Below are 26,948 nucleotides of genomic sequence, written 5' to 3'. Positions count from 1 at the left end.
CAACGCGGTTCCGCGCCGACGAGCGCCGACAAGGGCCGACAAGGGCCGCCGAGCGCCGACGAGGAGAGTCCTGACGTGACACGTAACGACAAGCACCGCGTGCTTTCGGACCGCCTCGGCATCCCGGTCGAAGCGGGAGAGTGGTCCTGGATCGACAAGATCCCCGAGCCTCCGGCGGACGTCCTCCAGGCCGCCGGCAACCCACCCCTGCGCCCCGCCCGACTGGGCCCGCTGGCCTTGATCGGCACGGCGCTCGGCAAGGTGCTCTGGGTGGTGTTCCTTCCCGTGATCCTGATCCTGATCCCGCTGTCCAAGGCCGAGGAGGCGATCAAACGGGCCCTGGACTCGAAGGAGGAGAAGGAGAGCAGGCGGGCCAAGAAGGACGCGGAGAAGCGCCGGGACGCCATGATCGCCGAACAGGGCCTGGACAAGGTCTTCGACGGCGACTGGAACGGCGGTGCCGGGCAGTTCCTGTTGCGCTGGTACACCCACTCCACCCACCCTCAGCGACTGCTTCTGGCGACCCCGGACGGCATAGCCCTGGCGGCTCCACCGCAGCGGGTCAGCACGGGACGCGAGAAGCACATGCAGATCGTCGCCCGTATCCCCGCCGCCGAGGCGAGCCTGGTCGACCCCTTCTCCGGCGAATTCGAGACCAGGATCCTGCTCATCCGTTTCCGGGACGGATCCTGGCTGCGCGTCGACACGGAGGAACTCCGCAGCGAGCTCCACATGCACGTGCTCCGGAATTCGCGCACCACCGGCTGAACCCGCAAGGCCGGTGCGGCGGGGCGCCCCGCGAGGGGGCGTACCGTCTCGCCTCCCCAGTCATGCGGTACCGCCTCACCTCCTCAGTCATGCGGTACCGCCTCGATCACCGTTTCCTTGAAACGCCACGAGCCCCGGTTCCCCACGGCCTCCGCCTTGAGACCCGTCTCCCAGGCGACCCGGGCGGCACGGCCGTGAGTGAGGTCCGGGTATTCCTCGGGCAGCACCTTGATGTAGCCACGCCTGTCGGCGGGGTGGGTACGCAGGGCCTCGCGCAGCTTCTCTTCCTGTTCCTCCCGCGTGGAGTGATCGCCGACGACGGCCTTGTACGCCTTCTTTCCCGCCCCGGGCCCCTGCTTCCCACGCTCGTCCCGGCGCCGCGCGGCGTCCGACCCGCGCCAGGTCATCCAGGCGACGGAACCGAGTGCCCCCAGAGCCAGCGCGCCGGAACCGAGCGCTTCGCCGGTGGCATCCGCCTCGCCGGGCGTCCTGGGGCGGAGTTCGCCTTCCGGGTCCTCCACGACCGTCAGCTCCTGACCGACGTCGTAGAGGTCGGAGGTCGTCTCCATTTCGGGCCCCGGCACTCGGGTCCCGTCCTCGTGCTCAAGGGTGTAGTAGGAGTGGCGGCCCTTACGGCCCTCGGCCGGATCGAGCCGTTCACTCACCACCGTGACGGCGACCTGCTCGCCCCTCTGTTGCAGGGTGAGGTCGTCACGGGCCAGGTCGGCGACGACCATCGACATGGCGGACAGGATCACGACGGTCAGCGCCGCGTACGTGCTGGACTCCTTGGCTCCGAGCCTTCGGATCAGCAGGACGAGCAGAACCGCGTGGACCGCCCACAGGGGAATCTGAACGACGAGGCCGGTGTGGTCCGCGAGCACGTACATTCCCGCGATCACGGCGAGCACATAGCAGCCGATACCGACCGACAGCAGAACGGGAGACCGGGAACGCCGTCGGCCGGTCTCGTCGTCTGCCGCTCGCACAGCATCGCTCATGCCTGTCACTCCGTTCCTCCGCGATGGGGTACCCAGGCCTCCGGAAGACGCTCTCCGCTCGGTTCGTCCGCCGAGACCGACTTCATGATGCCGCTGAGCACGTCAAGGTACTCGGCCCAGTGTTCGATGTCCTGGGTCATGAAGACGAAGAGGGCCGACCCTGGTCCGGTCTTCAGCGGCAGACAGAACTGCACCTGCCGGACCGTGGCGGGTACGGGGTCGTCCAGCCCGAGGAGCACGCCGGGAATCAGCAGGTCCTGATCGCGGATGCACAGGGCCGAGATACCGTACGGCAGCATCACCAGGCCGACCTCGGCGTCCGGGTACAGCCCCCGCCACTGGACCGCCGTACGCTTCGCGGCCCCCTGCCTGTCCTGGTTCCGCGGACCGGCTTCCGGGCGCTCGATCATGACGTAGAACGTGCCCTGGGACAGCTGGTCGCCGGGCATGCGGAGCAGGCAGCTCGACACGTGCTCGGCACCTGCCGCGATCATCGTCTGCAGGATGTACTCGCTCGACGCCACGAGGCTGAGCTTCTGCTCCGGAGTGGCGTCGGCGAAGAGGCCGTCCGCCACGTCCGCCATGCGCAGCACGCGCGCCTCGGAGTCCTCGGCCAGGTCGAACTCCATGAATCCCGGCGGCAGCTCGAACCAGAGGTCGGGTACGTCGACGGGGGCGATCGGGGTCGCGGTCGAGGTCATCAGTCCGTCAGCTCCCAGGCTCCGAGGCCGACCGCGCTGCCCACAGCCACCAGCCCGCCGAACCTGCCGCCGCCCGCACCGGTGGCGATGTTGCCCACGCCGGTTCCCCAGGTGGCGGCGTCGTAGCGACCGGTACTCGTCTCGTAGGCGTTGATCGCGGTGGGCGCCGTCCATGCGAGCTGCGCCGCGGCCTGCACGCCCTCCGTGGTGGTCAGGGCGGCGCCGCGGGAGACGCCGAGCTTGGTGGCGGCCGCCATGATCGGTTTGTCGATCACCGCGGCCACCGGGTCCGCCGCCTTCATCGCGTTTCTCGCCACCGTGGACCCGGTCCTGATGCCGACCCTGGTGCCCGCGACGACACCGCCGGCGCCCCGGCCGGCCTTGAGACCGGCCGTGATTCCGGCCTTCGCGGCACCGACGCCGGGAATCATGCCGAGTGCGTCGCCGCCCAGGGTGAGCCAGTTGCCGATGTTCGCCCCGGTGGGCGGGAACAGCCCCTTCACGCCATACGCCGCCGCGTGGGCGAAGAGCGCGACGGCGCTCAGCCCGATGGCCAGCGGGGCCAGCACCGGGCAGAAGATGGCGATGACACCGATGACGGAGGCCGCGACCGTGATCCAGTCCGCGTGGCTCTTGATCCAGTCGCCGACGGCGGAGAGGACCTCACCGACTTGCCCCGGCAGATCGGCCAGCGCCTTGCCGAGGTCCGCGATGGCGTCCCCCAGCTTGTCCCACATACCGGGCTCGTTCGGAGCGATGTCCATGGCCTTCTTCAGGCGCTCGGCTATCTCCTTGCCGTACTCCCGGTAGTCCCCCGCCATGGTGCGTCCCTTGCGGCGGAGTTCCTCCAGCTCCAGTTCCTTGGTGTTCACCGCACGGTTGGCGTCCTGGACCTTGTCCTTGTGGTCCTCGGCGTCCTTCTCCTTGTCGTCGGCGCCGTTGAGCTTGTCGGCCTTGTCGTACGCCTTGCCGAGTTGCTCGTTGACCGTGGCGGCCTGAGCCTCCAGCCGTTCGGCGGCCGCCTGCTTGCGCTCCATGTAATCCGCCCAGTCCTCCAGGGCGGTCGCCGCGTCACGGAAGGAGTCGCGAGCGTCGTCCATGCGCGGCCGGAACTCGTCGTCGAACTTCTCCCGGAAGGCCTCCGCGGCCTTCCCCTCCCAGTCACCGACGCCGGTACCGTGCAGAACCTGGCAGATCTCCACGAGTGCCTTGGCCGTCCCGCGGACCGTCCTGGCCACGTCGTCGGCCACGGTGTGATCACCGGGGCAGGGTACGAATCCCAGGGCCGGGAAGTTCTCCAGTATCGCCTCGGCCACGACTACTTCCCGCTCCCCTTGCCCTTGCCCTGGTTCCTGTTCGCCTCGGCAAGCTCGTCGTCCAACTTCTCGAAGGACTCCTTGACCTTCAGCAGTGCCTTCGACGCCTTCTCCGAGAACTTCGTCAACTGCTTGATGCCGTAGGACCACTCGTCGCCGAAGTCGTCCATGCGCCGCGCGAGTTCCGGCACGCCCATGGCGTCGCCGGTGACGTCTTCCATCTCCCGGCCCGGCTTCTTCATCAGCTCGGCTATGTGGTCGAGATTGTGTCTGACGCGGTTCAGCGTCGCGTAGTCGGCCGCCAGATCACTCATTACGCCCCCCGTTGTGCCCGTTCCGTGCTGCTCCCAGTGGCGCGGGAGCCCGATCCGGGCCGCCGCCGCGCCACTGGACAACCGTCAGCCGACGAACCTCACTTGCCCCGAGCCTGCTTGGCCAGCTCGTCGTCGATCTGCTCGAACTTCTCGGCGGCCATGGTCAGGTAGTCCCCCATGCCGTCGAGGCCGTCCAGGGTGTCCTTCGAACCCTGCACGAACTCCGTGAAGTTCTCGTCGAACGCCTTGGAGGAGCTCTTGGTGACATAGCCCGACTCGACCAGGTTGTTGATGTACTTCTTCAGGCCGTCGAGCTTCTCCTGGAGCCGCTCCTTCTCCTTCACGACATGCTTGGCAGCATCCCGCATGTCCTGATATGTGACATCAAGGTCCTTGGCCATGAAGCTGCTCCCTCTTCAAAACGCCGCAGGGCCAACCCCCGTGGCTCCCTGTTTGCGGACCGACAGTTACCGGTTCGCCCCAACTCGCGTGTGACATCCGGTGTGATCGTCCGCTCTCGATGCAGCAGCCTACTTGCGAGACTTGAGGTGTCACATCCCGGCTTTGCGAACATGGCGTCGTGAGCTCGTAACAGGCTTGTGGTGGTCGCGTTGCCATCGGGAAGGCCCGCCGCTCCCGCTGTCCGTGCTCCGTCCCCAGCGGATATCGTCGCTTCCAGCTGTGACCTGCGTTGTGGAAGCGGTCACGGGGGCAGCGGGGAGGACAAGAGACGTGCGCCTGACTCTGACCGTCGTCGACCCGTTCGGCGGGGGCACCGCCGACGTCGTACTCGATGCGGATCCTGAGTCCACGATGGGGGACATCGCGCAGGAGCTGGCCAAGCAGGTCGGGCACAGCGGCGCGCAGGTCATTCCCATCGGGCAGCAGCCGCAGCGGGTGCCCGGCAACAACGCGCCTCTGCTGTACGTCGACGGGTACGCGGTCGACCCGGCCGCCACCGTGCCCAACTCCCCTTTGCGGGAAGGCGCGGTGGTCAGCCTCCAGGATCCCGCCGGGTGTCTGCCCGGTGAGCCGGGCGGGCTGGTCGAGCTGCGGATCGTGGGCGGGCCGGCCGCGGGGTCCGTGCACCGGCTCGGGGTCGGGCGGTACGACATCGGCAGCGGTGCCGCCAGTCATCTGCGGATCGACGACCCCGAGATCGACGCCCGCGCCCTGACCCTCTCCGTCGCCACCGACGGCACCTGCCGGTTCAAGGTGCACGGGGAGCACGAGGGGGTCTTCCTCGACGGCACGCCCGTCGACGACGTCCTCAATCCCAAGGACGACAAGAAGGAAGAGAAGAAGAAGCGCCGGCGGAAGAGGAAGAAGGAGGCGGAGGCGGAGGCAGCGGCCGTCCCGGAGCCGACGCCCCCCGCCGACCCGGACATCTGGCGCTTCGGCGGACAGTTCGCCCTTGGCAACTCCCTGATAGAGCTGACCCGTTACACCCCGCCCAACGCCGCGCTGAAGTGGTCCGAGGACGGTGTGGGCCTGGACTACAACCGGCCGCCGCGGCTGCGGCCCCCGGAGCGGCAGACCCGGTTCCGGCTGCCCTCCCAGCCGCGCGAGTACGAGGCCCGGCCGCTGCCCTGGCTGATGGCGCTCACCCCGCTGGTCGGCGCCGTCGTCGCCGTGATGGTCTTCGGGCGCTGGTACTACCTGATCATGGCGGGCCTCAGCCCGATCCTGCTCTTCGCGAACTACTACAACGACAAGAAGCACGGCCGTAAGTCGCACGCGAAGCAGGTCAAGGAGTACGAGGAGCAGAAGGCCCGGATCGAGCAGGACGCGCAGGACGCCCTCGTCGTCGAACGCGACGACCGGCGGCACGCCATTCCCGACCCGGCGACCGTGCTGTCGCTCGGCACCGGCCCGCGCACCCGGCTCTGGGAGCGGCGCCGCACCGACCGCGACCATCTGCTGCTGCGGGTCGGCACCGGCCAGTTGCCCTCGGAGGTGATCCTCGACGACCCCGAGCAGGACGACCACAAGCGCGAGGTCACCTGGAAGATCGAGGACGCTCCCGTCGCGCTGAACCTGCGTGGTCTCGGTGTCGTCGGCATGGCCGGCCCCGGGGACTCCGCGCGGGCCATGGGGCGTTGGGCGGTCGCCCAGTTCGCCGCGCTGCACAGCCCGATGGACGTGCAGTTCTACGTGCTCAGTGAGCAGACGGCGCAGGACAGTTGGGACTGGGTGCGGTGGCTTCCGCACGCCCGGCCGTCCACCGGCCAGGAGATCAACGTCCTCATCGGCACCGACGCCGAGACCGTGGGCGCCCGGATCGGTGAGCTGACACAGATCCTCGACGCGCGCAAGAAGGCCGCCGAGCAGAACCGCGCCCAGGGGACGAGCTTCGCCGACCCGGACATCGTGGTCGTCTGGGACGGCTCACGGCGGCTGCGTTCGCTGCCCGGTGTGGTGCGGCTGCTGCGTGAGGGACCGGCCGTGTCGATGTTCGCGCTCTGCCTGGACGCGGAGGAACGCTTCCTGCCGGGCGAGTGCCAGGCGTACGTGGTGGCCGAGCCGAAGACCGAGGAGTACGGGCAGGGGCACGGGCAGCCGCACCGGCCCGCTGCTCAACAACCCGCGGCTCAGGGCGGTTTCCCCTCCTTCCAGGCCTGGCACCAGACCGCGCCCGAGCCCGATCAGGCACGGGAGCCGGACAAGCTGCGGCTGCGGGTGGAGGAGGCCGGCGCCGAGCGCCGCAAGGACGTACGGCCGGACTTCGTGTCGGCGTCCTGGTGTCTGCGGCTCGCCCGGTCGCTGTCCTCGCTGCGGGACATCAGCGGCGAGACGGAGGACTCGGCGCTGCCCGGCGCGAGCCGCCTGCTGGACGTGCTCCAACTGGAACCGCCGACCAGCGACGCGATCGTGGCCCGCTGGCGGACCGGCGGCCAGTCGACGATGGCCGTCATTGGCGAGTCCTACGACGGTGCCTTCGGTATCGACATCCGCAAGGACGGTCCGCACGGACTGATCGCCGGCACCACCGGTTCCGGTAAGTCCGAGCTGCTCCAGACGATCGTCGCGGCGCTGGCCGTGGCGAACACCCCGGAGAACATGACCTTCGTCCTCGTCGACTACAAGGGTGGCGCGGCGTTCAAGGACTGTGTCCATCTGCCGCACACGGTCGGCATGGTGACCGACCTCGACGCCCACCTGGTGGAGCGGGCGCTGGAGTCGCTGGGTGCCGAACTGCACCGACGGGAGCACATCCTGGCGAACGCGGACGCGAAGGACATCGAGGACTACCAGGATCTGGTGCGCCGGGACCCGAGCCACCAGCCGGTCCCCCGACTGCTCATCGTCATCGACGAGTTCGCCTCGATGGTGCGCGACCTGCCCGACTTCGTCACCGGCCTCGTCAACATCGCCCAGCGAGGGCGTTCCCTCGGCATCCACCTGCTCCTCGCCACCCAGCGGCCCTCGGGTGTCGTCTCGCCCGAGATCCGCGCCAACACCAACCTGCGTATCGCGCTGCGCGTGACGGACGGCGGCGAGTCGACGGACGTCATCGACTCCCCCGAGGCCGGGCACATCTCCAAGAGCACCCCGGGCCGGGCGTACGTCCGGCTCGGCCATGCCTCGCTCGTGCCGTTCCAGTCCGGCCGCGTCGGTGGCCGCCGCCCCGGTGCCGCCGATCCCGCGGTGCTGATGCCGTGGGTAGGTTCGCTGGCCTGGGAGGACCTCGGGCGGGCGGCGCTGGCGAAGCCCAAGGCCGAGTCGCGCGAGGACGAGGAGATCACCGACCTGAAGGTGCTGGTCGACACGATCCGCGACGCCAACAGCTCGCTCGGCATCCCGCCGCAGCACAGCCCGTGGCTGCCGGCACTGGACGAGCAGCTGCTGCTCGACGAGGTCCCGGCGCCCGCGTTCACGCCCGCGCCGGGCAGGCTGGCCCCGGCGCCCTTCGGCGTGGAGGACCTCCCGGCGTCGCAGGCGAGGCGCCCGGTCGCCATCGACTTCGCGGGCTTCGGACATCTGATGATCGGCGGCGCCCCGCGCAGCGGCCGTTCGCAACTGCTGCGCACGATCGCCGGTTCGCTGGCCCGTACGCACTCGGTCGCCGATGTGCACATGTACGGCATCGACTGCGGGAACGGCGCCCTGAACGCGCTGACCCGGCTGCCGCACGTCGGCGCGGTGGTCAGCCGCAACCAGACCGAGCGGGTGGTGCGGCTCGTCAACCGGCTCAAGGGCGAGATGGACCGCCGGCAGAACGTCCTCGCCGACAAGGGCTTCGCGGACATCGGCGAGCAGCGGGCGGCGGTCGCCGAGGAGGAGCGGCTGGCGCACATCGTGGTGCTGCTCGACCGGTGGGAGGGCTGGGTGCCCACCCTCGGAGAGGTCGACCACGGCGCGCTGACCGACGAGTTGCAGACGATGATGCGCGAGGGCGCGAGCGTCGGCATCCACCTGGTCCTGACCGGTGACCGGACGCTGCTGGTGGGCCGGATCGCGACGCTCACGGAGGAGAAGTACGGTCTGCGGCTCTCCGACCGCAGCGACTTCTCCATGCTGGGCATCCCGGCGCGCAAGGTGCCCGAGGAGATCCCGCCGGGCCGTGCCTTCAAGAACGAGTCGGGTACCGAGACGCAGTTCGCGCTGCTCGCGGAGGACACCACCGGTCAGGGCCAGGCGGCGGCGCTGGGGGCGATCGGCGAGGAGGCCGCGGCACGGGACAGTGAGGTGCCGCGCTCCAGGCGGCCGTTCCGGGTGGACAGCCTGCCGAGCCGGATCTCCTTCGACGAGGCGTGGGAGATGCGCGACCCGGATCTGTCGGGTTCCAAGCTGTTCGCGCTGGCCGGTATCGGCGGCGACGAGATCATCGGCTTCGGCCCCGATCTCTCCCAGGGCGTCCCGTCGTTCGTGATCGCCGGCCCGGCGAAGTCGGGCCGCTCGACGGTCCTGATGAACTTCGCGCAGTCCTTCCTCAAGCAGGGCGCGCGGCTGGTCGTGGCCGCTCCCCGTCAGTCGCCGCTGCGCACGCTGGACGGCGTGGAGGGCGTGCTGAAGGTCTACACGGGCGACGACATCGACGAGGACGACTTCGAGGAGCTGATCGACGACGCCGAGCCGTCGGTGGAGAACCCCGTCGTCGTGCTCATCGACGACGGCGAGATCCTGGAGGACTGCGACGCCGAGAAGCAGATGAAGAAGATCGTCTCGCGGGGTGCGGAGCGCGGTCTCGCCCTGGTCATCGCCGGGGACGAGGAGGACGTCTGCTCGGGCTTCTCGGGCTGGCAGGTCGACGCCAAGAAGGCACGGCGCGGCATCCTGCTCTCCCCGCAGGAGTCCTCCAGCGGGGAGCTGATCGGCGTCCGGCTCAACCGGAGCATGGTCGGCGGCCAGGCGGTGCCCGGCAAGGGCATGCTGCACCTGGGCGACGGCGAGCTGCGGACGGTGGTCGTCCCGGGCTGACGCCCGGCCGCCACGCCTTCACGGCTGGAGCAGGTCCACCTTCACGTCCGCCGGGAAGCCCGTCGTGGGGCCGACCCGGCGGGCGAACTCCGCGACCGCTTCGAGCTGGGGGCCGCCGAAGCGGAAGTCCAGGGTGGTGAAGTACCGCTCCAGGACGCCCTCGTCGAACTCCTCCCAGCGGGCCGCCTGTTCGGCGACCTTGCCGACCTCCTCCAGGGAGAGGTTGCGGGACTCCAGGAACGCCTGGTGGACCCGGCGGGTGATGACCGGCTCGCGGGTCAGATAGTCGCGGCGGGCGGCCCATACGGCGAAGACGAAGGGCAGGCCGGTCCACTCCTTCCACAGCGCGCCGAGGTCGTGCACCTGGAGGCCGTAGCGCGGGCCCTCGTGCAGGTTGGCGCGCAGGGCGGCGTCGCCGATCAGTACGGCCGCGTCCGCCTCCTGCATCATCAGGCTGAGGTCGGGCGGGCACGTGTAGTAGTCGGGCCGTACGCCGAAGCGCTCGGCGAGCAGCAGCTGGGCCAGGCGCACCGAGGTGCGGGAGGTGGAGCCGAGGGCGACGCGGGCGCCGTCCAGCCGGTCCAGCGGTACCTGCGAGACGATCACGCACGACATGACCGGTCCGTCGCAGCCGACAGCGATGTCGGGGAAGGCGACGAGGTCGTCGGCGTTCTTGAGGAACTCGACCAGGGTGATGGGCCCGATGTCGAGGTCTCCCTGCACCAGCTTCTCGCTGAGCTTCTCCGGGGTGTCCTTCGTCAGCTCGAAGTCGAGGAGCGTGCCCGTCCTCGCGAGCCCCCAGTACAGGGGCAGGCAGTTCAGGAACTGGATGTGGCCGACGCGCGGCCGGGTGCGAGAATTGTCCACATCGCGAGGCTAGACCCTTTGGGGTACGCTCCAGACTCCGGCCCCGACGTCAAGCGATTTCGACCCTTCAAACGTCCGGGTGACGTGATCTTGACCTCTATTGCTTTCGGCTGCCCGCGTGCTAGGCTCGCCGCAAGTTGCAGTTTGGTTTCCCTTGCAGTACAGAGCCTGCGGAGCATGTAACCGCGGGCTCTAGTCGTTTTCAGACGTATGCAGTGCGGCATTTGCTCTCACACTTGCAGGTTCTGGAGCAGGGCAACCCTTTGGGCCCAAGGAGGGCTTATGGCTACCGGAACCGTGAAGTGGTTCAACGCCGAAAAGGGCTTTGGCTTCATCGCCCAGGAGGGCGGCGGCCCCGACGTCTTCGTCCACTACTCCGCGATCAACGCGAGCGGCTTCCGTTCGCTGGAGGAGAACCAGCAGGTCTCCTTCGACGTGACCCAGGGCCCGAAGGGCCCGCAGGCGGAGAACGTCACCCCCGTCTGAGGCGATCCTCGTCTCTGATCCGGAACTGAGAGCAGTACCCAAGGAGCCCCGCGCCGCAAGGCGACGGGGCTCCTGCCTTTTCCGGCCCGCCCGGCGCCGCCAGGCATATGCACTTGACCATCACTCTTCGCATATGCATGATCACGCAGTGTTCTCACTGGTGGCCTCCTCCCCCGGGGCCCGGACGACAGGGCACATCCATGTCTTCGGTCATGCACAGGTCGACGAAATCCCCGATGGTCCGGCGGCTGACCGCCGCGGCCGTGGCGCTGGGCAGCTGCCTGGCGCTCGCCGGCCCGGCCGGCAGCGCCGGCGCGGCACCCGCCGCCGACCCCGTACCGACCGTCTTCTTCGGCGACTCCTACACCGCCAACTTCGGCATCGCCCCCGTCCAGGAGGGCGACAGGACGTTCTGCTTCCAGGCGAAGGAGAACTACCCCGCCGTCGCCACCCGGCTCCTCGCGGACAAGGACATCACGCTCGACGTCCAGTCGGACGTGTCCTGCGGAGGCGCCCTCGCGCACCACTTCTGGGAGGAGCAACGGCTGCCGCTCACCGGGACGGTCCCGCCGCAGCAGAACGCGCTCAAGTTCGACACTCAGCTGGCCGTGGGCAGCCTGGGCGGGAACACGCTGGGCTTCACCCGCATCATGAAGCAGTGTTCCGACAGGCTCCGGGGCCAGGAGCACGCCCTGCTGCCGGGGGAGCCGGTGGACGGAGACGTACCGGCCGCCGCCTGCGCCGAGTTCTTCGAGTCCGGGGACGGGAAGGCGTGGCTGGACGGGCAGTTTGAGCGGGTCGGGGCCGAGTTGGAGCACGTACTGGAGCGCATCGGCTACTTCTCCCCCGACGCCAAGCGCGTCCTGGTCGGCTACCCCCGGCTCGTGCCCGAGGACGCCACCAAGTGCCTGACGGCGGCTCCGGGCCAGACGGAGCTGCCGTTCGTCGACATCCCGCAGGACGCCCTGCCGGTCCTGGATCGGATCCAGAAGCGGCTGAACGACGTCATGCAGAAGGTGGCCACCGACGCCGAGGGCGGCGCCCACTTCGTCGACCTCTACGCCCAGACCGGCACCAACACGGCGTGTGACGGCGCCGACCGGGGCATCGGCGGACTGGTGGAGCCCTCCCAGCTCTTCGACGGCCAGCTCCCCTGGTACGCCCACCCCAACGAGAAGGGGCGTGACATCCAGGCCGGTCAGGTGGCCAACTCGGTCGAGCGGATCCTCAACGGCTAGGCGGGACGGACTGCGGTCCGGCAGGCGATGGCGAGTCCGGAGCGTCGCCTGCCGGACCGCGCCGGACCGCGTCGTCCCGTGCCGATCCCCGCCCGCACCGTCTTCTCCAGGGCCCGTCAGAGGGTGCCGGCCAGGTGTTTCGCCGCGATGTAGCCGAACGTCATCGCCGGGCCGATGGTCGAGCCCGCGCCCGCGTAGCTGTGGCCCATGACGGCGGCGCTGGCGTTGCCCGCCGCGTACAGGCCGGGCACGGGCGTGCCGTCGGGGCGCAGCACCCGGGCCTGGGGGTCCGTGCGCAGGCCGCCCTTGGTGCCCAGGTCACCGGGCATGATCCGGAAGGCGTGGAACGGCGGCAGCCAGAGCGGGGCAAGACAGGAGTTCGGCAGGACCGCCGGGTCCGTGTAGTAGTGGTCGTAGGCGCTGTCGCCTCGGTGATGGTCGGGGTCCCTGCCCCGGAGGGCGTGGGAGTTGAAGCGGTCCACGGTGGCGCGCAGGGCGGCCGGGGGCACTCCGATCGACCCCGCCAGGCCGTCCCAGGTCCACGCCTTGTGGGCGGCGCCCGAGGAGTACCAGCCGTCCGGGAAGGGCAGCGTGGGCAGCACGTCCCGGAAGAGGTAGCGGTTGCGGTAGTTCTGGTCGACGATCAGCCAGGCCGGGATCGCGGGGTCCGTGGGGTTCTGGTCGTACATGGTGTGGACGACGTCGCTGTACGGCGCCGCCTCGTTGACGAAGCGGGCGCCCGCCCCGTTCACCAGCAGCCCACCCGGAAGGGTGCGCTCGGCGAGACAGAAGTACGGCTGACCCGGTAGGGGGATCGCCGGGCCCCACCAGGCGTCGTCCATCAGGTCCAGGGCGCCGCCCGCACGTTCACCCGCCTGGATGCCGTCTCCCGTGTTCTCTTTCGCGCCCACCGTCCACTCCGTGCCGATCGGCCGGCGCTGGTACCGGGCCCGCATGGCCGCGTTGTGCTCGAAGCCGCCGGAGCCCACGATCACCCCTTTGCGGGCACGCACCAGAGCCGGTTCGGAGCCGCTGCGGGTGACCACCGCGCCCGTGACGGCGCCGGCCTCCACCAGGAGGTCGGTGAGCGGCGTCGAGAGCCACACCGGCACCCCCGCCGAGGCCAGCCCCGCGCGCAGGCCCGCCGCGAGGGACTGCCCCATGGTGAGCGGCTTCTGCCCCAGCGCCGCCGCCTTCGCGCCCCGGGCCAGACAGGCGGCGGCCACGGCGGCACCTCTGGCGTTCACCGCGGCGAGCGCGAGCCACTTGTAGTCGGCGCTGAAGACGACCATGCCGGCGGGCACGTCCATGTACGGAGGGTTCAGCCGGGCCAGTTCGGCGCCGAGGACGTTCCCGTCGAGCTGGTCGGGCTCGACGGACCGGCCGCCCGGGAGGCCGCCGGGAAGCTCGGGGTAGTAGTCGCTGTACCCGTCCATCCAGCGGAAGCGCAGCGGACTGTGGGCCATGACGTACGACAGCATGGCCGGGCCGTGGGCCAGGAACGCGGCCTGCCGGGCGGCGGACACCTCGGGCCCGACCACCGCCGCGAGGTACGCGGCGGCCTTCGCGGGCGTGTCCGGGACACCCGCGGCGAGGATCACGGAGTTGTTGGGGATCCAGATCCCGGCACCCGAGCGTGCCGCCGAACCGCCGAAGGTGGGGGCCTTCTCCAGGACCACGCAGGACATGCCCTGGCGGGCGGCGGTCAGAGCGGCGGTCATCCCGGCGGCCCCGGCACCGACGACCACCACGTCGTAGGTGCCGAGGAGGGGTAAGTCGGCTGCCGACGCGCGCTGTTGACCCAGCGCCAGGCCGGCGCCGACGGCGGTCGCGGTGGTGAGGACCCGTCTGCGGGTGGGTGACTGGCTCGTGGTCATGGCAGGCCGCTCCGGCGTCACGGGAACCAAATCGCTGACGATGCGTCAGAACTCGGAATGTGTCGCGACGGTCTTGTGAAGTCAAGCGCCGTTCACCGCTCGACCGGTACCGATCTCCGCCCACACCGTCTTGCCGACGGTCCGTTCCGTCACGCCCCACGCCCGCGCGAGCAGCGACACCAGGATCAGGCCCCGGCCGCCCTCCCCCTCCGGGTCCGTCACGTAGCGCAGCTTCCGGTCGCCCCGCGCGTCACTCACCTCGATACGCAGAGTGCCCTCCGGGAACAGCAGCAGACGCATCTCGAAGGCGCGGCCGGACACCCGGCCGTGGGTCACGGCATTGGCCGCCAGCTCCGCCACGATCTGCTGCGCCGCCGCGCTGACCTCGCCGTCCTCGGCGAATCCCCAGGCGGCCAGTTGCCGGAGGGTGAGATGTCGGGCCGCGCGGGCACCCCTCGGGGTGGCCGCGATGCGCTGCGCCAGTTCGGCGGTGGGGGTGATGATTTCGGCGTTCACCTCACCGAGCGTGGCGGGTTCTCTCTACCCTGACCAGGGGAGACACAACGACGCTGGGTATCTGTACGACGCCGGAGCGTGCGGTGTGCGAGCCGTCGGACGGGAGGCGATGCGGGTGAGCGAGAACGGGGGCGCGACGGGGTTGTTCGTCGCACTCGGCAAGCAGATCAAGGTCCTGCGCGAGCGCAAGGGGCTGACACAGAAGGAGTTCGGGGGGCTGGTGGGGTACGGGCCCGACGCGATCTCCGCGATGGAACGGGGCGTACGGACGCCACAGCCCGAGCTGTTGGTGAAGGCGGACGAACTCCTCGACGCCGGGGGCCTGTTGCGGGAGGTCGTCCCGGAGGTACGGGAGGCGATGTCGACGGCTCGGACAAGGCACCCCGAGTGGTATCGGGACTACGCGGGGTTGGAGGCGGAGGCGGTCGAGCTGCACGTCTATGCCAATCAGGCGCTGCCTGGGCTGTTGCAGACGGAGCCGTACGCGCAGGCCGTCTTTCGCCAGCGTCGGCCGTTCCTGAGCGAGGAAACCATCCAGAAACGAGTCGCCGACCGGCTCTCAAGGCAGCAGGTCTTCGACCGTTGGCCGCCACCCATCGTGAGCTACGTACTCGAAGAGGTACTGCTTGACCGGCCGATCGGTGGGCCTGACATCTTCAAGAACCAGTTGGCGAACCTGCTCCGCTTCGGTGGCATGAGGAACGTCGAGATTCAGGTCATGCCGACTCGGCGACAGGAACATCCCAACCTGGACAGCGCGTTCAACTTGTTGGTCCCCAAGGGGCACGGCCAGGTGGCTTACACCGAAGCCCAGGGCTTTCCTCGGCTGATCACCGATCCCGAGGACGTCCGTAAGATCGCCGACCGCTATGGGATCATGCGGGCGATGGCGCTCTCCCCTTCGGAGACGCGCAAGTTGATCGAGCAGAAGCTGGAGGAGCTATGAACGCAGAGCAGCTCACCTGGTTCAAGTCCAGCTACAGCAGCGGCGAGGGCGGTGAATGCCTCGAAGTCGCCTACACCTGGCGCAAGTCCACGTACAGCAGCGGCGAGGGCGGCCAGTGCGTGGAGGTCGCCAAGACCCCCACGCACATCCACCTCCGTGATTCCAAGAACCCCGCCGGAGGCCACGTCACGCTCGCCCCCGCCGCCTGGGCTGCCTTCCTCGCCTCGGGTTACTCCCTGAACGACGCCACGAGGTTCACTTCCTGAGCGCCGGTTCCGGTGATCCGGGACCCCGTGCCCGGCAGCAGCACGCTCGGCCCGTACCAGTCCGGTGAGACCACCAGGTCCTTGTCCCCGTCCCGGTCGATGTCGCGGAGGCGGACCAGGGTGCCGAAGGTACCGAAGTCGGTCGGGCTGCCGGGGACGCCCGCCGTGGCGCGCGTGAACCACTGCGAGTTGGTGCCGGTGAGGCCGGACTTGGAGCCGCGCAGGACGTGGGCGCCGCCCGCGTTCTCCACGGAGTTGACCGTCTCCCACGGGACGCCGACCGCGAGGTCGGCGTAGCCGTCGCCGTTGGTGTCACCGGCGGAGACGGTGCGGCCGAAGCCCTCGCCCTTCACGGCGGCCGTGGCCACGCCCGAAGTGGACTGCGTGACGCGGTACTTCGTGGTCGGGCCGGTGCTTCCGCCCCGCCAGACGACGACCGAACCGGCGAACCTGTTGTACGCCGAGTCGCCGACCGCGAGGTCCCCGTAGCCGTCCTTGTTGAAGTCGGCGACGACACCGGTCGGCTCGTCGTAGCCGTTGCTGTTGTAGACGGTGACCTTGCCCGGCTTGATCGTGGAGCCGCCGCGGAGGAACCAGGCCTCCGAGGTGAACTTGTCGTCGCGGTAGCCCTGCCCGAGCAGGAACAGGTCGGTCGCGCCGTCCTTGGTGACCTTGCCGGCGACCAGGCCCGCGGGGGCGAGCAGGGAGTTCGGGACGTGCTTGGTGACCGAGCCCGTCGTACCGGACTTGGAGAAGCCGCCGCGGTAGATGCGGACGCCGTCGATGGCGTCGGCGACCGCGAGGTCGGCCTTGCCGTCGCCGTTGAAGTCGCCGGCCTCGATCTGCTTGCCGAAGCCGCGGTGGGAGCTGGCGGTGATCTTGAGGCGGAGGGCGCCCGTGCCGGTGAGGCCGGACTTCGAGCCCCACACGATGGTGACGGCGCCCGCGCTGACCTTGCCGCTGACCTTCTCGGTGAAGTCGGCCACGGCGAGGTCGGCGTAGCCGTCGCGGTTGAAGTCGGCGGCGGCGACGTCCTCGCCGAAGGCGTCGGCGTAGCCGCCCGCGTCACCGGCCGTGCCGGGGATGCCGGCGGTGGCCTGGGTGAAGGTCTTGCTGGTGGTGCCGGGACCCTTGGACGTGCCGTAGGTCACCGTGAACTGGCCGAAGCCCGCGGCGGCGAAGTCGCGGTAGCCGTCGCCGTTGAAGTCGTCGGCGTACTTCGCCGGGGTGGCCGCGTGGGCGGCGCCCACGGAGAGGGTGAGCAGTCCGCCGGTGAGGGAGGCGGCCGTGGCCGTGGCCAGCGCCAGGCGAACGGTGCTGCGCGTGAACATGCGTCTCCTGCGATGATCTGTGACTGGCGACGAGGAGACCCACGAGGGTGGGGGAAGGTTGTACGCCGATTCGAACCCGTGATCAGCCGGCGTACAGCGCCTCTATCTCCTCGGCGAAGTCCGTCATGATCTGCTCCCTGCGCAGCTTCATGGACGGGGTGAGATGGCCGTCCGCCTCCGTGAAGTCGACCGGTAGGACGGCGAACCTGCGGATCGACTCGGGGCGGGAGACCAGCTTGTTCGCCTCGTCCACCGCGCGCTGGAGGATGGCCATCAAGTCGTCGTCGTCCAGCAGGAGTTCCGCCGGGACCGGGTGGCGGCCGTTCATGCGGCGCCAGTGGCTGACGCCCTCCATGTCGAGGGTGATCAGGGCGCTGACGTAGGGGCGGCGGTCGCCGAGGACGAGGGCCTGGGAGATCAGGGGGTGCGAGCGCAGCCAGTTCTCCATCGGGGCGGGGGCGACGCTCTTGCCCCCGGCGGTGATGAGCAGTTCCTTCTTGCGGCCGGTGATGCTGAGGTAGCCCTCGTCGTCGAGTTCGCCGATGTCGCCGGTGTGCAGCCAGCCGTCGACGGCGGCGGGGACCACTCCCCCGGCCGCCGGGTCCCAGTAGCCGCGCAGCACCTGCTCGCCGGAGATCAGGACCTCGCCGTCCGCTGCGATCCGGACCCGGGTGCCGGGCAGCGGCCAACCGACCGTGCCGAGACGGGGTTTGAGGGGCGGGGTGACGGTGGCGGCGGCGGTGGTCTCGGTGAGGCCGTAGCCCTCGTAGACCTCGATGCCCGCGCCCGCGTAGAAGGCGGCGAGGCGACGGCCGAGCGGGGAGCCGCCGCAGATGATGTAGCGGACGCGGCCGCCCATGGCGTTGCGCAGCCGCCGGTAGACGAGCGGGTCGTAGAAGGCGCGGGCCATGGCCAGGGCGCGGCCGGGGCCGGAACCGGTGCCGTGCTGCTTGGCCTCGACGGCCTCGCCGTAGCGTCCGGCGATGGCGGCGGCCCGGTCGAACATGGTCAGCCGGCCGCCCTCCTCCGCCTTGGCGCGGGCGGAGTTGTAGACCTTCTCCAGCATGTAGGGGATGGCGAGCAGGCAGGTGGGGCGGAAGGCCGCGAGGTCGGAGAGGAGGTCCTCGGCCTGGAGGCTGGGCGCGTGGCCGAGCCGGACCCGGGCCCGCACGCAGGCCACCGCGACCATCCGGCCGAAGACGTGGGACATCGGCAGGAAGAGGAGGACGGAGACCTCCTCGCTGGTGCGGGACTTGAAGACGGGGTAGAGCAGCTCGATGGCGTTGTCGACCTCGGCGAAGAAGTTGCCGTGGGTGAGGGCGCAGCCCTTGGGGCGGCCGGTGGTGCCGGAGGTGTAGATCAGGGTGGCGAGGGTGTCCGGGCCGAGCATCCCTCGGCGGATCTCGACCTCCTGGTCCGGGAGTTGGGTGCCGGCCTCCGCGAGGTGCTCCACATGGCCCTTCTCCATGACCCACAGGTGGTGGAGGTCGGGGAGGCGTTCGCGCTCGGGGCCGAGGGCGGCGGCCTGCGCGACCGTCTCGGTGACCAGGGCGACGGCGCCGGAGTCCTGGAGGATCCAGCGGGTCTGGAAGACGGAGGAGGTCGGGTAGACGGGGACGGTCACCAGACCGGCGGCCCAGGCGGCGAAGTCGAGGAGCGTCCACTCGTACGTCGTCCGGGCCATGACCGCGATCCGGTCGCCCGGCATGAGGCCCTCGGCGATGAGCCCCTTGGCCACCGCGAGCACCTCCTCGGCGAACCGGACCGCCGTGACGTCCGTCCAACGGCCCTGCTCCGCGCGGCGGCTGAGGAGCACCTTGTCCGGGACGGCGACGGCGTTGTCGAAGGGCAGGTCGCCGAGCGAGCCGTGGGAGACGGGCGGGGCGAACGGCGGGACGAACGCCTCCCGGACGGCTCCGTCCAGCCGTCGGGTCTCGGGCTGCACGAGCACGGGCGCGGGAGCGTCGTCGAAGGCGGCGGACGCGGCGAAGGACGGCAGTGACGTGGACACGGGGGCGGCTCCTGGCGCGGCGATCACGGACGGCTCCCCGAGTGCGGGAAAGGGGTTACCGCCGGTTAGAGAGGGGATCGTACGGGGCTCACGTGTGGAGGCTGTGCGTGTTCGGAGAGGGTCGGGAGGTGGGGCTGTGCAACCTCGGGGGTAACCCGAGGGTCATTCAGGTTCGCGTCGTGCGCGCACGCTTACCTCCGGTAACCTTACTGCGGAGTAAGCAATTGGAGGAGTAGGGAGACACCAGATGACCGAGCTGACCCAACCCCCGTCCCTCGGACCGGTGTTCGCCCGTGGCGCCCTGCTCTCCCCGTTCAAGCGACCGCACGCCGAGGCCGACTTCCCCCGCGCGCCGCTGACCCTGCCCGGACTCCGCGTGGACCTGGCGCGGCTCGCCGCCTACGAGCGGATGTGCGGCTTCCCCACCGGCCAGGACGCGCTGCCCGTCACCTATCCGCATGTGCTGGGGTTCCCGCTGGCCATGCGGCTGATGAGCGGACGGGACTTCCCGCTGCCGCTGCTGGGGCTGGTGCACACCTCGATCGGCATCACCCGGTGGCGGCCGATCCCGGCGACCGGTTCCTTCGACCTCTCCGTGCGCGTGGCCGGGCTGGCACCGCACCGGCGGGGCACGGAGGCGTCCGTCGTCACGGAGGCGCGGGCGGACTCGGAGGTGGTGTGGGAGTCGACGAGCACGTATCTGGCCCGGCACCGGACCGCGGCACCCGGGGCCGTTGCGGCTGCGCCGGACGAGCCCGAGCCGCTGCCCGAGCCGCTGCCCGCGGTCGCCGAGTGGCGGCTGGGCGGGGACCTGGGGCGGCGGTACGCGGCGGTCTCCGGGGACCGCAACCCGATCCACCTCCACCCGTTCACCGCCCGGCTGTTCGGCTTTCCCCGGGCCATCGCGCACGGCATGTGGACGGTCGCGCGGTGCCTCGCCGCCCACGGGGTGCCGGACGCGGCCCGGGTGCGGGCCGAGTTCCGGGCACCGCTTCCGCTGCCCGGCACGGTGACGTACGCGGCGCTCGGCGAGCGGTTCGAGCTGCGCGGGCCGGACGGCGGCCGGGCGCATGTGCGGGGCGGGGTCTATCCGGCCTGAGGTTCCTCGGGGGCGGTCCAGGGGCGGCCGTCCATCAGGTTGCCCAGGCCGGCCCAGGCGAAGTTCATCAGGGTCGCGGCGGCCTGGCGGGCGGTGACCCCGGGGGTGGCGTTGGCCCAGTCGGCGAGCGACTCGGCGGCGCCCACGAGGGCCTCGGCGAGACCGGCGGCGTCCTGCTCGGCGAGGCCGGGGCCCTCCGGGGTTCCCGCGCAGGAACGCAGTCCCGGCTGGGGAACGGCGTCGCGGGCCGCGGCGAGGATCAACTGGGTGACGAACCCGGCGATGTCCTCGCGCATCACGGTCACCTCGGCGGCGAACACGTCGCCGTGGGTGCGGGCCTGGAGATGCAGGACGGACCAGCCGTCCGGGTTCTGCGCGGTGTGCGTGAAGAACGCCCGCAGACCGTCCCAGAGTTGGCGGTCGGCGGGCGCGTCGGTGGAGACTCCGGAGCGCACGGCCGCGGTCAGCGCCTGGGCCTCGCGGCGGATGCAGGCGGTGAAGAGGTCTTCCTTGGAGTTCAGGTACAGGTAGACCAACGGCTTGGAGACACCGGCGAGTTCGGCGATCTCGTCCATCGAGGCGGCCATGTAGCCACGTCTGCCGAAGGTCCGCACGGCGGCGTCCAGCATCTGCTGTTCACGGACCGCGCGCGGCATCCGCTTGGTCTTCACTGCACCCATGGGGGCAAGACTAGGACGTCTGCCCCTGCGCCCGTGCGGAGTCGTCGGCGACGTCCTCCTGGCTGCGGTTCGCCTCCAGGTTGGCCTTCGCCCGGTCGACCCGCTCGACGATCCGCACGGAGGCGCGGTCGCGCTCCTTGCGCAGCGCGACGAAGCTGATCGGGGCGGAGATCAGCAGGGCGAGCAGCACGATCCACATGCCGTTGGAGTCGCCGAGGCCGCGCGGGGCGAGACCGGAGTAGACGAGGCCCCAGACGACCACGAGGCAGCCCACGAAGATCCCGAGGCGCATCAGCGTGTAGCGGAGCATCTCAATCCAGTCTTCCGATTCCAAAAGGGGCGGCATCCAGTGAAGCATGCCGGGTGCACGATCTTGGGGGCGGGGCTCTGCCGAGGGCTCTGCCGGGGGCCCAGTCGGGGGCCCACTCGGGGGCTCAGTCGAGCGGGAGCAGCATGATGACGTCGTCGCGGTCGTCGCCGGGGGCTACGCGGATGGCGTCCGGGATGCGGCCGACCTCCTTGTAGCCGCAGGAGCCGTAGAAGTTCTCCAGGCCCTGGCCGCCGCGGCAGGTGAGGCGGATGGCCTCGATGCCGTCGAAGCGGCGGGCGGCCTCGGCGGCGGCGCTCATCAGGTCGCGGCCGTAGCCGCGGCCCTGGTGGCGGGGGTGCACCATCACCGTGTACAGCCAGACCCAGTGGGTCATCAGGCGGTGGGTGTTGAAGGTGAGGAAGGCGGTGGCGGCGACCTGGCCGTCCTCGTCGTGGCCCACGAGGAGGCGGGTTCGTCCCTCGGTCATGGCGGTGAGGTGCTTCAGCAGTTCCGGGCGGATCGCTTCGGGGGTGACGGGGGGTACGAATCCGACGGAGCCGCCGGCGTTGGACACGTCCGCCCACAGTCCGAGGACGCCGTCCCTGAGGGCCGGATCCACGACGGGGTCGAGAGTAAAGGTAAGGGCCACATCTGCATGGTAGCCCTTACATCGCCGGGTGCGGGCGGAATGTGGCCGATCGCGCAGTTCCCCGCGCCCCTGAGAAGCCCGGCTGCGGGCCGGTGGTGGCTCGTCGCGCAGTTCCCCGCGCCCCTAAAAGAGCCCCCGGGTGCGGGCGCTTGTTTTTAGGGGCGCGGGGAACTGCGCGATCGGCCACCGCCGGCCCGCAGCCGACGTGCGACCGTTCGTTTTTTTGGGGGCGCGGGGAACTGCGCGACGAGCCCCCACCGGGCCGCAGGTGAGGCGCGGCGTCAGAGCCTCATCGGCTGGGGGGACTCGCGACGCGCCGCGTCGGGGCCCTCGTACTCGCGGATGATCTCGTAGCGCGTGTTCCGTTCCACGGGACGGAAGCCCGCGTCGCGGATGAGGTCCAGCAGATCCTCACGCGTCAGCTTGTTCGGCGTGCCGTAGTTGTCCGCGTCGTGCGTGATCTTGTACTCGACGACCGACCCGTCCATGTCGTCCGCACCGTGCTGAAGCGCGAGCTGCGCCGTCTGCACACCGTGCATCACCCAGAACACCTTGACGTGCGGCACGTTGTCGAAGAGCAGCCGCGAGACCGCGAAGGTCTTCAGCGCCTCCGCCCCCGTCGCCATCTGCGTCCGCGCCTGGAGCCGGTTGCGCACCTTGCCGTCCTGCACGTCCACGAAGTCGTGCTGGTAGCGCAGCGGGATGAAGACCTGGAAGCCGTTCGTCTCGTCCTGGAGCTCACGCAGCCGCAGCACGTGGTCGACCCGGTGCCGGGGCTCCTCGATGTGGCCGTAGAGCATCGTGCACGGGGTCTTCAGACCCTTCTCGTGCGCGAGGCGGTGGATCCGGGACCAGTCCTCCCAGTGGGTGCGGTGGTCCACGATGTGCTGCCGGACCTCCCAGTCGAAGATCTCCGCGCCGCCGCCGGTCAGCGACTCCAGACCCGCGTCGATCAGCTCGTCGAGGATCTCGGAGGCCGAGAGACCGGAGATCGTCTCGAAGTGGTGGATCTCCGTCGCCGTGAACGCCTTCAGGGAGACGTCCGGCAGGGCCGCCTTCAGCTCCCGCAGCGAACGCGGGTAGTAGCGCCACGGCAGGTTCGGGTGCAGGCCGTTGACGATGTGCAGCTCGGTGAGGTGCTCCGACTCCATCGCCTTGGCGAGCTTCACCGCCTCCTCAATGCGCATCGTGTACGCGTCCTTCTCGCCCGGCTTGCGCTGGAAGGAGCAGTAGGCGCAGGACGCCGTGCACACGTTGGTCATGTTGAGGTGCCGGTTGACGTTGAAGTGGACCACGTCGCCGTTCTTGCGGGTCCGCACCTCGTGCGCCAGTCCGCCGAGCCAGGCCAGGTCGTCCGACTCGTACAGCGCGATGCCGTCCTCGCGGGTCAGCCGCTCACCGGAACGGACCTTCTGCTCCAGCTCGCGCTTGAGCCCGACGTCCATGGTCATCCCTCTCTCAGACATCTCGTAGACAGCTCGTCAACCGTACTACCGGCCCTGGTCACACCTCGTCGGGCAGCGCGCCCACGCGGTTCTCCCACTTCGTGGAGAGCACGATCGTCGTACGGGTCCGGGAGACACCCTTGGTGCCGCTCAGCCGGCGGATGGTCTTCTCCAGACCGTCGACGTCGGGTGCCCGCACCTTCAGCATGTACGAGTCGTCGCCGGCGATGAACCAGCAGTCCTCGATCTCCGAGAGGTCCTTCAGCCGGGCGGCCACGTCCTCGTGGTCGGCGGCGTCGGAGAGCGAGATGCCGATCAGGGCGATCACACCGAGGCCGAGCGAGGCGGAGTCGACGGTGGCCCGGTAGCCGGTGATGACCCCGGCCGCCTCCAGCCGGTTGATGCGGTCGGTGACACTGGGTCCCGACAGGCCGACGAGGCGCCCCAGCTCCGCGTAGGAGGCCCGGCCGTTCTCTCTCAGGGCCTGGATGAGCTGCCTGTCCACCGCGTCCATGCGATTCGAAGCCTTCCGATGAAGAGGTCGATGGGTTCCTGAAGTGATGAGTACCGCGGCCGCCGCGTGATGCTCAGGTGGGACCGGCACCGCCGTCGGCGTCCGGGGTGCGGGCGCCGCCCAGGTCGCCCTTCCACCGCCGGTACAGCCCGTGCTCCACGCCCGCCGCGTCGAGCACCCGGCCGGCGACGAAGTCCACCAGGTCCTGGATGTGGGTGGCCCCGGCGTAGAAGGCGGGCGAGGCCGGTACGACCACCGCGCCCGCGTCGTCGAGGGTGACCAGGTGCCGCAGTGTCTGGCCGTTCAGGGGGGTCTCCCGCACGGCGACGACCAGCTTGCGGCCCTCCTTCAGCGTCACGCTCGCGGTGCGCTGCAACAGGTCCTTGGACAGTCCCAGCGCGACGCCCGCGACACACGCCGTGGACGCCGGCACGATCAGCATGCCCTTGGTCGGGTACGAGCCGGAGGACGGCCCGGCCGCCAGGTCACCGGCGCCCCAGTACCGCACCCCGGCGATGTCCGCGTCGAAGGTGCCCGGCTTGCCGTCGGCGCCGCGGGCCAGCCATTCCCGCAGGTCGTCCGCCCAGTGCGCGTCCCGGAAGGCGATCCCTGTCTCGTCGAGGAGCGTGAGCCGCGAGGCCCTGCTCACCACCAGGTCGACACTCTCGCCCGCCGCCAGCAGGGCGCGCAGCACAGCGGCCGCGTACGGCGTACCGGAAGCTCCGGACACCCCCACGATCCAAGGCACGCGCCGCGTTTCTCCTGCGTTCACATCTTGAGCGTACCGGTGGACGTGACGGTCAGACGGTCAGCCCCCGCACCAGGAGGTCCAGCAGCGCGCAGACGAACAGGGCGATGCCGATGAACCCGTTGACGCTGAAGAACGCCCGGTTGAGGCGGGACAGGTCGTGCGGGCGGACGATGTTGTGCTCGTAGACGAAGGCGCCGGCCACGATCATCAGGCCCAGCCAGAAGAACCCGCCCGCGTCGGTGAGGACCGCGTACCAGACGAACAGGGCCGTGGTGAGGGCGTGACAGACCCGGGCCGACCGGATGGCGGCGGGGATGCCGAAGCGGGCCGGGACCGACATGACACCGGTCTCCCGGTCGGTCTCGACGTCCTGGCAGGCGTAGATCAGGTCGAAGCCGCCGATCCAGATGCCTACGGCGAGGCCGAGGACGACCGCGTCCCAGGACCAGGCGCCGGTGACCGCGAGCCAGGCGCCGATCGGGCCCATGGCCTGGGCGAGACCCAGGATGGCCTGCGGGAAGTTCGTGAACCGCTTGCCGTAGGGGTAGACCACCATCGGGATCACCGCGACGGGGGCGAGGGCCAGGCAGAGCGGGTTGAGCAGCGCCGCCGAGCCCAGGAAGATCACCAGTGCGATCAGCGCGCCCGTCCAGGCGTGCTTCACCGACATCGCGCCGGTGACCAGCTCGCGCTGGGCCGTGCGGGGGTTGCGGGCGTCGATCTCCCGGTCGATGATCCGGTTCACCGCCATGGCGAAGGTCCGCAGACCCACCATGCAGACGGTGACCAGGAGCAGCTCCCCCCAGTGGATGTTCCCGTCCGCCTGGAACATCGCGGTGAGGGCGGCGATGTAGGCGAAGGGCAGCGCGAAGACCGAGTGCTCGATCATCACCAGGCGCAGGAACGCCTTGGTGCGTCCCGGCTGCGGGAGCGCTGCGGAAGCCGAGCTCACAGGCCGTACTCCTTCCAGCGGCGGTCGACCTTCGCCGCCGTCTCGGGGTCCGACTCCACCATGTCGGGCCAGCCGCCGTCGCGGGTGTAGCCCTCCTCGGGCCACTTCTTCGTCGCGTCGATGCCCGCCTTGCCGCCCCAGAACTGCTGGTAGGAGGCGTGGTCGAGGTGGTCGACGGGGCCCTCGACGATGCTGAGGTCTCGGGCGTAGTCGGTGTTGCCCAGCGCCCGCCAGGCGACCTCGTGCAGGTCGTGGACGTCGCAGTCGGAGTCGACGACCACGATCAGCTTGGTCAGGGACATCATGTGCGCGCCCCAGATCGCGTGCATCACCTTCTGGGCGTGCTTGGGGTACTTCTTGTCGATCGAGACGATCGCGCAGTTGTGGAAGCCGCCGGCCTCGGGCAGGTGGTAGTCCACGATGTCCGGAACGATGATCTTCAGCAGGGGCAGGAAGAACCGTTCCGTGGCGCGGCCGAGCGGGCCGTCCTCGGTCGGGGGCCGTCCCACCACGATCGACTGGAGCAGCGGACGCTTCCGCATCGTCACGCAGTCGATCTTCAGCGCGGGGAACGGTTCCTGCGGGGTGTAGAAGCCGGTGTGGTCTCCGAAGGGGCCCTCCGGCAGCATCTCGCCGGGCTCCAGCCAGCCCTCGATCACGACCTCGGCCTGCGCCGGGACCTGGAGCGGGACCGTCTTGCAGTCGACCATCTCGATCCGCTTGCCCGCGAGGAACCCGGCGAAGAGGTACTCGTCGATGTCGCCGGGGAGCGGGGCGGTGGAGGCGTAGCTGACGGCGGGCGGGCAGCCGAAGGCGATGGCGACGGGCAGGCGCTCCCCGCGCCGGGCGGCGACCTGGTAGTGGTTGCGGCTGTCCTTGTGGATCTGCCAGTGCATCCCGATGGTGCGCTTGTCGTGGCGCTGGAGCCGGTAGAGGCCGAGGTTGCGCACCCCGGTCTCGGGGTCCTTGGTGTGGGTCAGCCCCAGGTTGAAGAAGGAGCCGCCGTCCTTGGGCCAGGTGAACAGGGCGGGCAGCGCGTCCAGGTCGACGTCGTCCCCGGTCAGGACGACCTCCTGCACCGGCCCGTCCTTCACCTTCTTCGGCGGTACGTGGGTCATCGCGCCGAGCTTGCCGAACGCCTCGCGCACGCCGACGAACCCGTGCGGCAGCTCGGGCTTGAGCAGCCCGCCGATCCGCTCGGAGATCTCCGCGTACGACTTCAGGCCGAGCGCCTTCAGCAGCCGCCGGTCGGTGCCGAAGACGTTCATCGCGAGGGGCATCGCGGAGCCCTTCACGTTCTCGAAGAGCAGTGCCGGGCCACCCGCTTTCTGCACCCGGTCGACGATCTCCCCGACCTCCAGATACGGATCGACCTCAGCCTTGACGCGCTTGAGGTCGCCTTCGCGTTCCAGTGCCCTGAGCAGGGAACGAAGATCGTCGTAAGCCATGCGGTCAAGTATCCCCGAGCGGCTACCCTGGCCCTGTACCT

General features: G+C 70.0%; 25 protein-coding genes. 7 read left to right on the top strand and 18 right to left on the bottom strand.

Features of this window, described 5'->3' with window-relative positions; translation table 11 throughout:
- The first annotated feature begins 75 nt into the window (after window positions 1-75).
- A complete protein-coding gene (locus AB0E07_RS30240) occupies window positions 76-768 on the top strand; it encodes a hypothetical protein (RefSeq protein WP_362259186.1) in 693 nt (230 codons plus the stop codon).
- Between the two features lie 83 nt (window positions 769-851).
- Here the strand turns inward: AB0E07_RS30240 and AB0E07_RS30235 are convergent, their stop codons facing one another.
- The 5 genes from AB0E07_RS30235 to AB0E07_RS30215 all read right to left on the bottom strand — a co-directional run bounded on the left by AB0E07_RS30235 (window position 852) and on the right by AB0E07_RS30215 (window position 4,501).
- Window positions 852-1,769 carry a hypothetical protein gene (locus tag AB0E07_RS30235; protein ID WP_362259184.1) on the bottom strand — a complete coding sequence of 306 codons (918 nt, stop codon included), beginning with the start codon at window positions 1,767-1,769 and terminating at the stop codon, window positions 852-854.
- Window positions 1,770-1,774: 5 nt separating this feature from the next.
- Window positions 1,775-2,470: a hypothetical protein gene (locus AB0E07_RS30230; protein WP_362259181.1), complete on the bottom strand. Its 696-nt coding sequence runs from the start codon at window positions 2,468-2,470 to the stop codon at window positions 1,775-1,777.
- On the bottom strand, window positions 2,470-3,786 hold the full coding sequence (locus AB0E07_RS30225) for a putative T7SS-secreted protein (protein ID WP_362259178.1): 1,317 nt from the start codon (window positions 3,784-3,786) through the stop codon (window positions 2,470-2,472). Before AB0E07_RS30225 ends, AB0E07_RS30230 begins: the two co-directional genes overlap by 1 nt.
- A 2-nt stretch (window positions 3,787-3,788) precedes the next feature.
- Window positions 3,789-4,100 carry a hypothetical protein gene (locus AB0E07_RS30220; protein WP_362259175.1) on the bottom strand — a complete coding sequence of 104 codons (312 nt, stop codon included), beginning with the start codon at window positions 4,098-4,100 and terminating at the stop codon, window positions 3,789-3,791.
- A gap of 98 nt (window positions 4,101-4,198) precedes the next feature.
- A complete protein-coding gene (locus AB0E07_RS30215; protein WP_362259172.1) occupies window positions 4,199-4,501 on the bottom strand; it encodes a WXG100 family type VII secretion target in 303 nt (100 codons plus the stop codon).
- Between the two features lie 331 nt (window positions 4,502-4,832).
- Here AB0E07_RS30215 and AB0E07_RS30210 point away from each other — a divergent pair, with 331 nt between their 5' ends.
- Complete coding sequence (locus AB0E07_RS30210) at window positions 4,833-9,521, top strand: FtsK/SpoIIIE domain-containing protein (RefSeq protein WP_362259169.1); 4,689 nt, start codon at window positions 4,833-4,835, stop codon at window positions 9,519-9,521.
- 18 nt (window positions 9,522-9,539) lie between these two features.
- Here the strand turns inward: AB0E07_RS30210 and AB0E07_RS30205 are convergent, their stop codons facing one another.
- Window positions 9,540-10,388 carry a menaquinone biosynthesis protein gene (locus AB0E07_RS30205; protein ID WP_362259166.1) on the bottom strand — a complete coding sequence of 283 codons (849 nt, stop codon included), beginning with the start codon at window positions 10,386-10,388 and terminating at the stop codon, window positions 9,540-9,542.
- Between the two features lie 282 nt (window positions 10,389-10,670).
- Here AB0E07_RS30205 and AB0E07_RS30200 point away from each other — a divergent pair, with 282 nt between their 5' ends.
- Window positions 10,671-10,874: a cold-shock protein gene (locus tag AB0E07_RS30200; protein WP_003992177.1), complete on the top strand. Its 204-nt coding sequence runs from the start codon at window positions 10,671-10,673 to the stop codon at window positions 10,872-10,874.
- 212 nt (window positions 10,875-11,086) lie between these two features.
- Window positions 11,087-12,112: an SGNH/GDSL hydrolase family protein gene (locus tag AB0E07_RS30195; RefSeq protein WP_362259162.1), complete on the top strand. Its 1,026-nt coding sequence runs from the start codon at window positions 11,087-11,089 to the stop codon at window positions 12,110-12,112.
- A gap of 116 nt (window positions 12,113-12,228) precedes the next feature.
- On the opposite strand, the gene kstD is transcribed toward AB0E07_RS30195, so the two are convergent.
- Window positions 12,229-13,989 (bottom strand): 3-oxosteroid 1-dehydrogenase, encoded by a 1,761-nt coding sequence (gene kstD / locus AB0E07_RS30190; protein ID WP_362259159.1) that lies wholly within the window; start codon window positions 13,987-13,989, stop codon window positions 12,229-12,231.
- An 81-nt stretch (window positions 13,990-14,070) separates the two neighbouring features.
- Entirely contained in the window at window positions 14,071-14,505 is a 435-nt protein-coding gene (locus tag AB0E07_RS30185) for an ATP-binding protein (protein WP_362259156.1), read from the bottom strand.
- 109 nt (window positions 14,506-14,614) lie between these two features.
- On the opposite strand from AB0E07_RS30185, the gene AB0E07_RS30180 reads away from it, so the two are divergent.
- Together AB0E07_RS30180 and AB0E07_RS30175 are read left to right on the top strand one after the other, a co-directional pair.
- On the top strand, window positions 14,615-15,451 hold the full coding sequence (locus AB0E07_RS30180; protein ID WP_362259282.1) for a helix-turn-helix transcriptional regulator: 837 nt from the start codon (window positions 14,615-14,617) through the stop codon (window positions 15,449-15,451).
- Entirely contained in the window at window positions 15,448-15,717 is a 270-nt protein-coding gene (locus AB0E07_RS30175) for a DUF397 domain-containing protein (RefSeq protein WP_362259154.1), read from the top strand. Before AB0E07_RS30180 ends, AB0E07_RS30175 begins: the two co-directional genes overlap by 4 nt.
- Here AB0E07_RS30175 and AB0E07_RS30170 read toward each other — a convergent pair.
- Both AB0E07_RS30170 and AB0E07_RS30165 read right to left on the bottom strand, forming a co-directional pair.
- Window positions 15,681-17,048, bottom strand: coding sequence for an FG-GAP and VCBS repeat-containing protein (locus AB0E07_RS30170; RefSeq protein ID WP_362259151.1), 1,368 nt, complete (start codon window positions 17,046-17,048; stop codon window positions 15,681-15,683). The two genes, AB0E07_RS30175 and AB0E07_RS30170, sit on opposite strands and share 37 nt — an antisense overlap.
- Before the next feature lie 82 nt (window positions 17,049-17,130).
- A complete protein-coding gene (locus AB0E07_RS30165) occupies window positions 17,131-19,059 on the bottom strand; it encodes an AMP-dependent synthetase/ligase (RefSeq protein WP_362259149.1) in 1,929 nt (642 codons plus the stop codon).
- Between the two features lie 247 nt (window positions 19,060-19,306).
- On the opposite strand from AB0E07_RS30165, the gene AB0E07_RS30160 reads away from it, so the two are divergent.
- Window positions 19,307-20,158 (top strand): MaoC/PaaZ C-terminal domain-containing protein, encoded by an 852-nt coding sequence (locus tag AB0E07_RS30160; RefSeq protein WP_362259146.1) that lies wholly within the window; start codon window positions 19,307-19,309, stop codon window positions 20,156-20,158.
- On the opposite strand, the gene AB0E07_RS30155 is transcribed toward AB0E07_RS30160, so the two are convergent.
- The 8 genes from AB0E07_RS30155 to AB0E07_RS30120 all read right to left on the bottom strand — a co-directional run bounded on the left by AB0E07_RS30155 (window position 20,146) and on the right by AB0E07_RS30120 (window position 26,907).
- A complete protein-coding gene (locus tag AB0E07_RS30155) occupies window positions 20,146-20,838 on the bottom strand; it encodes a TetR/AcrR family transcriptional regulator (RefSeq protein WP_362259143.1) in 693 nt (230 codons plus the stop codon). The two genes, AB0E07_RS30160 and AB0E07_RS30155, sit on opposite strands and share 13 nt — an antisense overlap.
- Window positions 20,839-20,848: 10 nt before the next feature.
- Window positions 20,849-21,148 (bottom strand): DUF4229 domain-containing protein, encoded by a 300-nt coding sequence (locus tag AB0E07_RS30150; RefSeq protein ID WP_362259140.1) that lies wholly within the window; start codon window positions 21,146-21,148, stop codon window positions 20,849-20,851.
- A gap of 124 nt (window positions 21,149-21,272) precedes the next feature.
- Entirely contained in the window at window positions 21,273-21,797 is a 525-nt protein-coding gene (locus tag AB0E07_RS30145; RefSeq protein WP_362259137.1) for a GNAT family N-acetyltransferase, read from the bottom strand.
- 281 nt (window positions 21,798-22,078) lie between these two features.
- On the bottom strand, window positions 22,079-23,242 hold the full coding sequence (mqnE, locus tag AB0E07_RS30140) for an aminofutalosine synthase MqnE (protein WP_362259279.1): 1,164 nt from the start codon (window positions 23,240-23,242) through the stop codon (window positions 22,079-22,081).
- 58 nt (window positions 23,243-23,300) lie between these two features.
- On the bottom strand, window positions 23,301-23,756 hold the full coding sequence (locus AB0E07_RS30135) for an Lrp/AsnC family transcriptional regulator (RefSeq protein WP_362259135.1): 456 nt from the start codon (window positions 23,754-23,756) through the stop codon (window positions 23,301-23,303).
- 73 nt (window positions 23,757-23,829) lie between these two features.
- Entirely contained in the window at window positions 23,830-24,504 is a 675-nt protein-coding gene (locus tag AB0E07_RS30130) for a UbiX family flavin prenyltransferase (RefSeq protein WP_362259132.1), read from the bottom strand.
- A gap of 52 nt (window positions 24,505-24,556) precedes the next feature.
- Window positions 24,557-25,459 (bottom strand): menaquinone biosynthesis prenyltransferase MqnP, encoded by a 903-nt coding sequence (mqnP, locus tag AB0E07_RS30125; RefSeq protein ID WP_362259129.1) that lies wholly within the window; start codon window positions 25,457-25,459, stop codon window positions 24,557-24,559.
- Window positions 25,456-26,907 carry a menaquinone biosynthesis decarboxylase gene (locus tag AB0E07_RS30120; protein WP_362259126.1) on the bottom strand — a complete coding sequence of 484 codons (1,452 nt, stop codon included), beginning with the start codon at window positions 26,905-26,907 and terminating at the stop codon, window positions 25,456-25,458. Before AB0E07_RS30120 ends, mqnP begins: the two co-directional genes overlap by 4 nt.
- Window positions 26,908-26,948 lie beyond the last annotated feature (41 nt).

This window comes from Streptomyces sp. NPDC048002, assembly GCF_040653275.1.
GTDB lineage: Bacteria > Actinomycetota > Actinomycetes > Streptomycetales > Streptomycetaceae > Streptomyces.
Note: the sequence above shows the minus strand (reverse complement) of the source record. Positions and strands in the feature narration are given on the sequence as shown.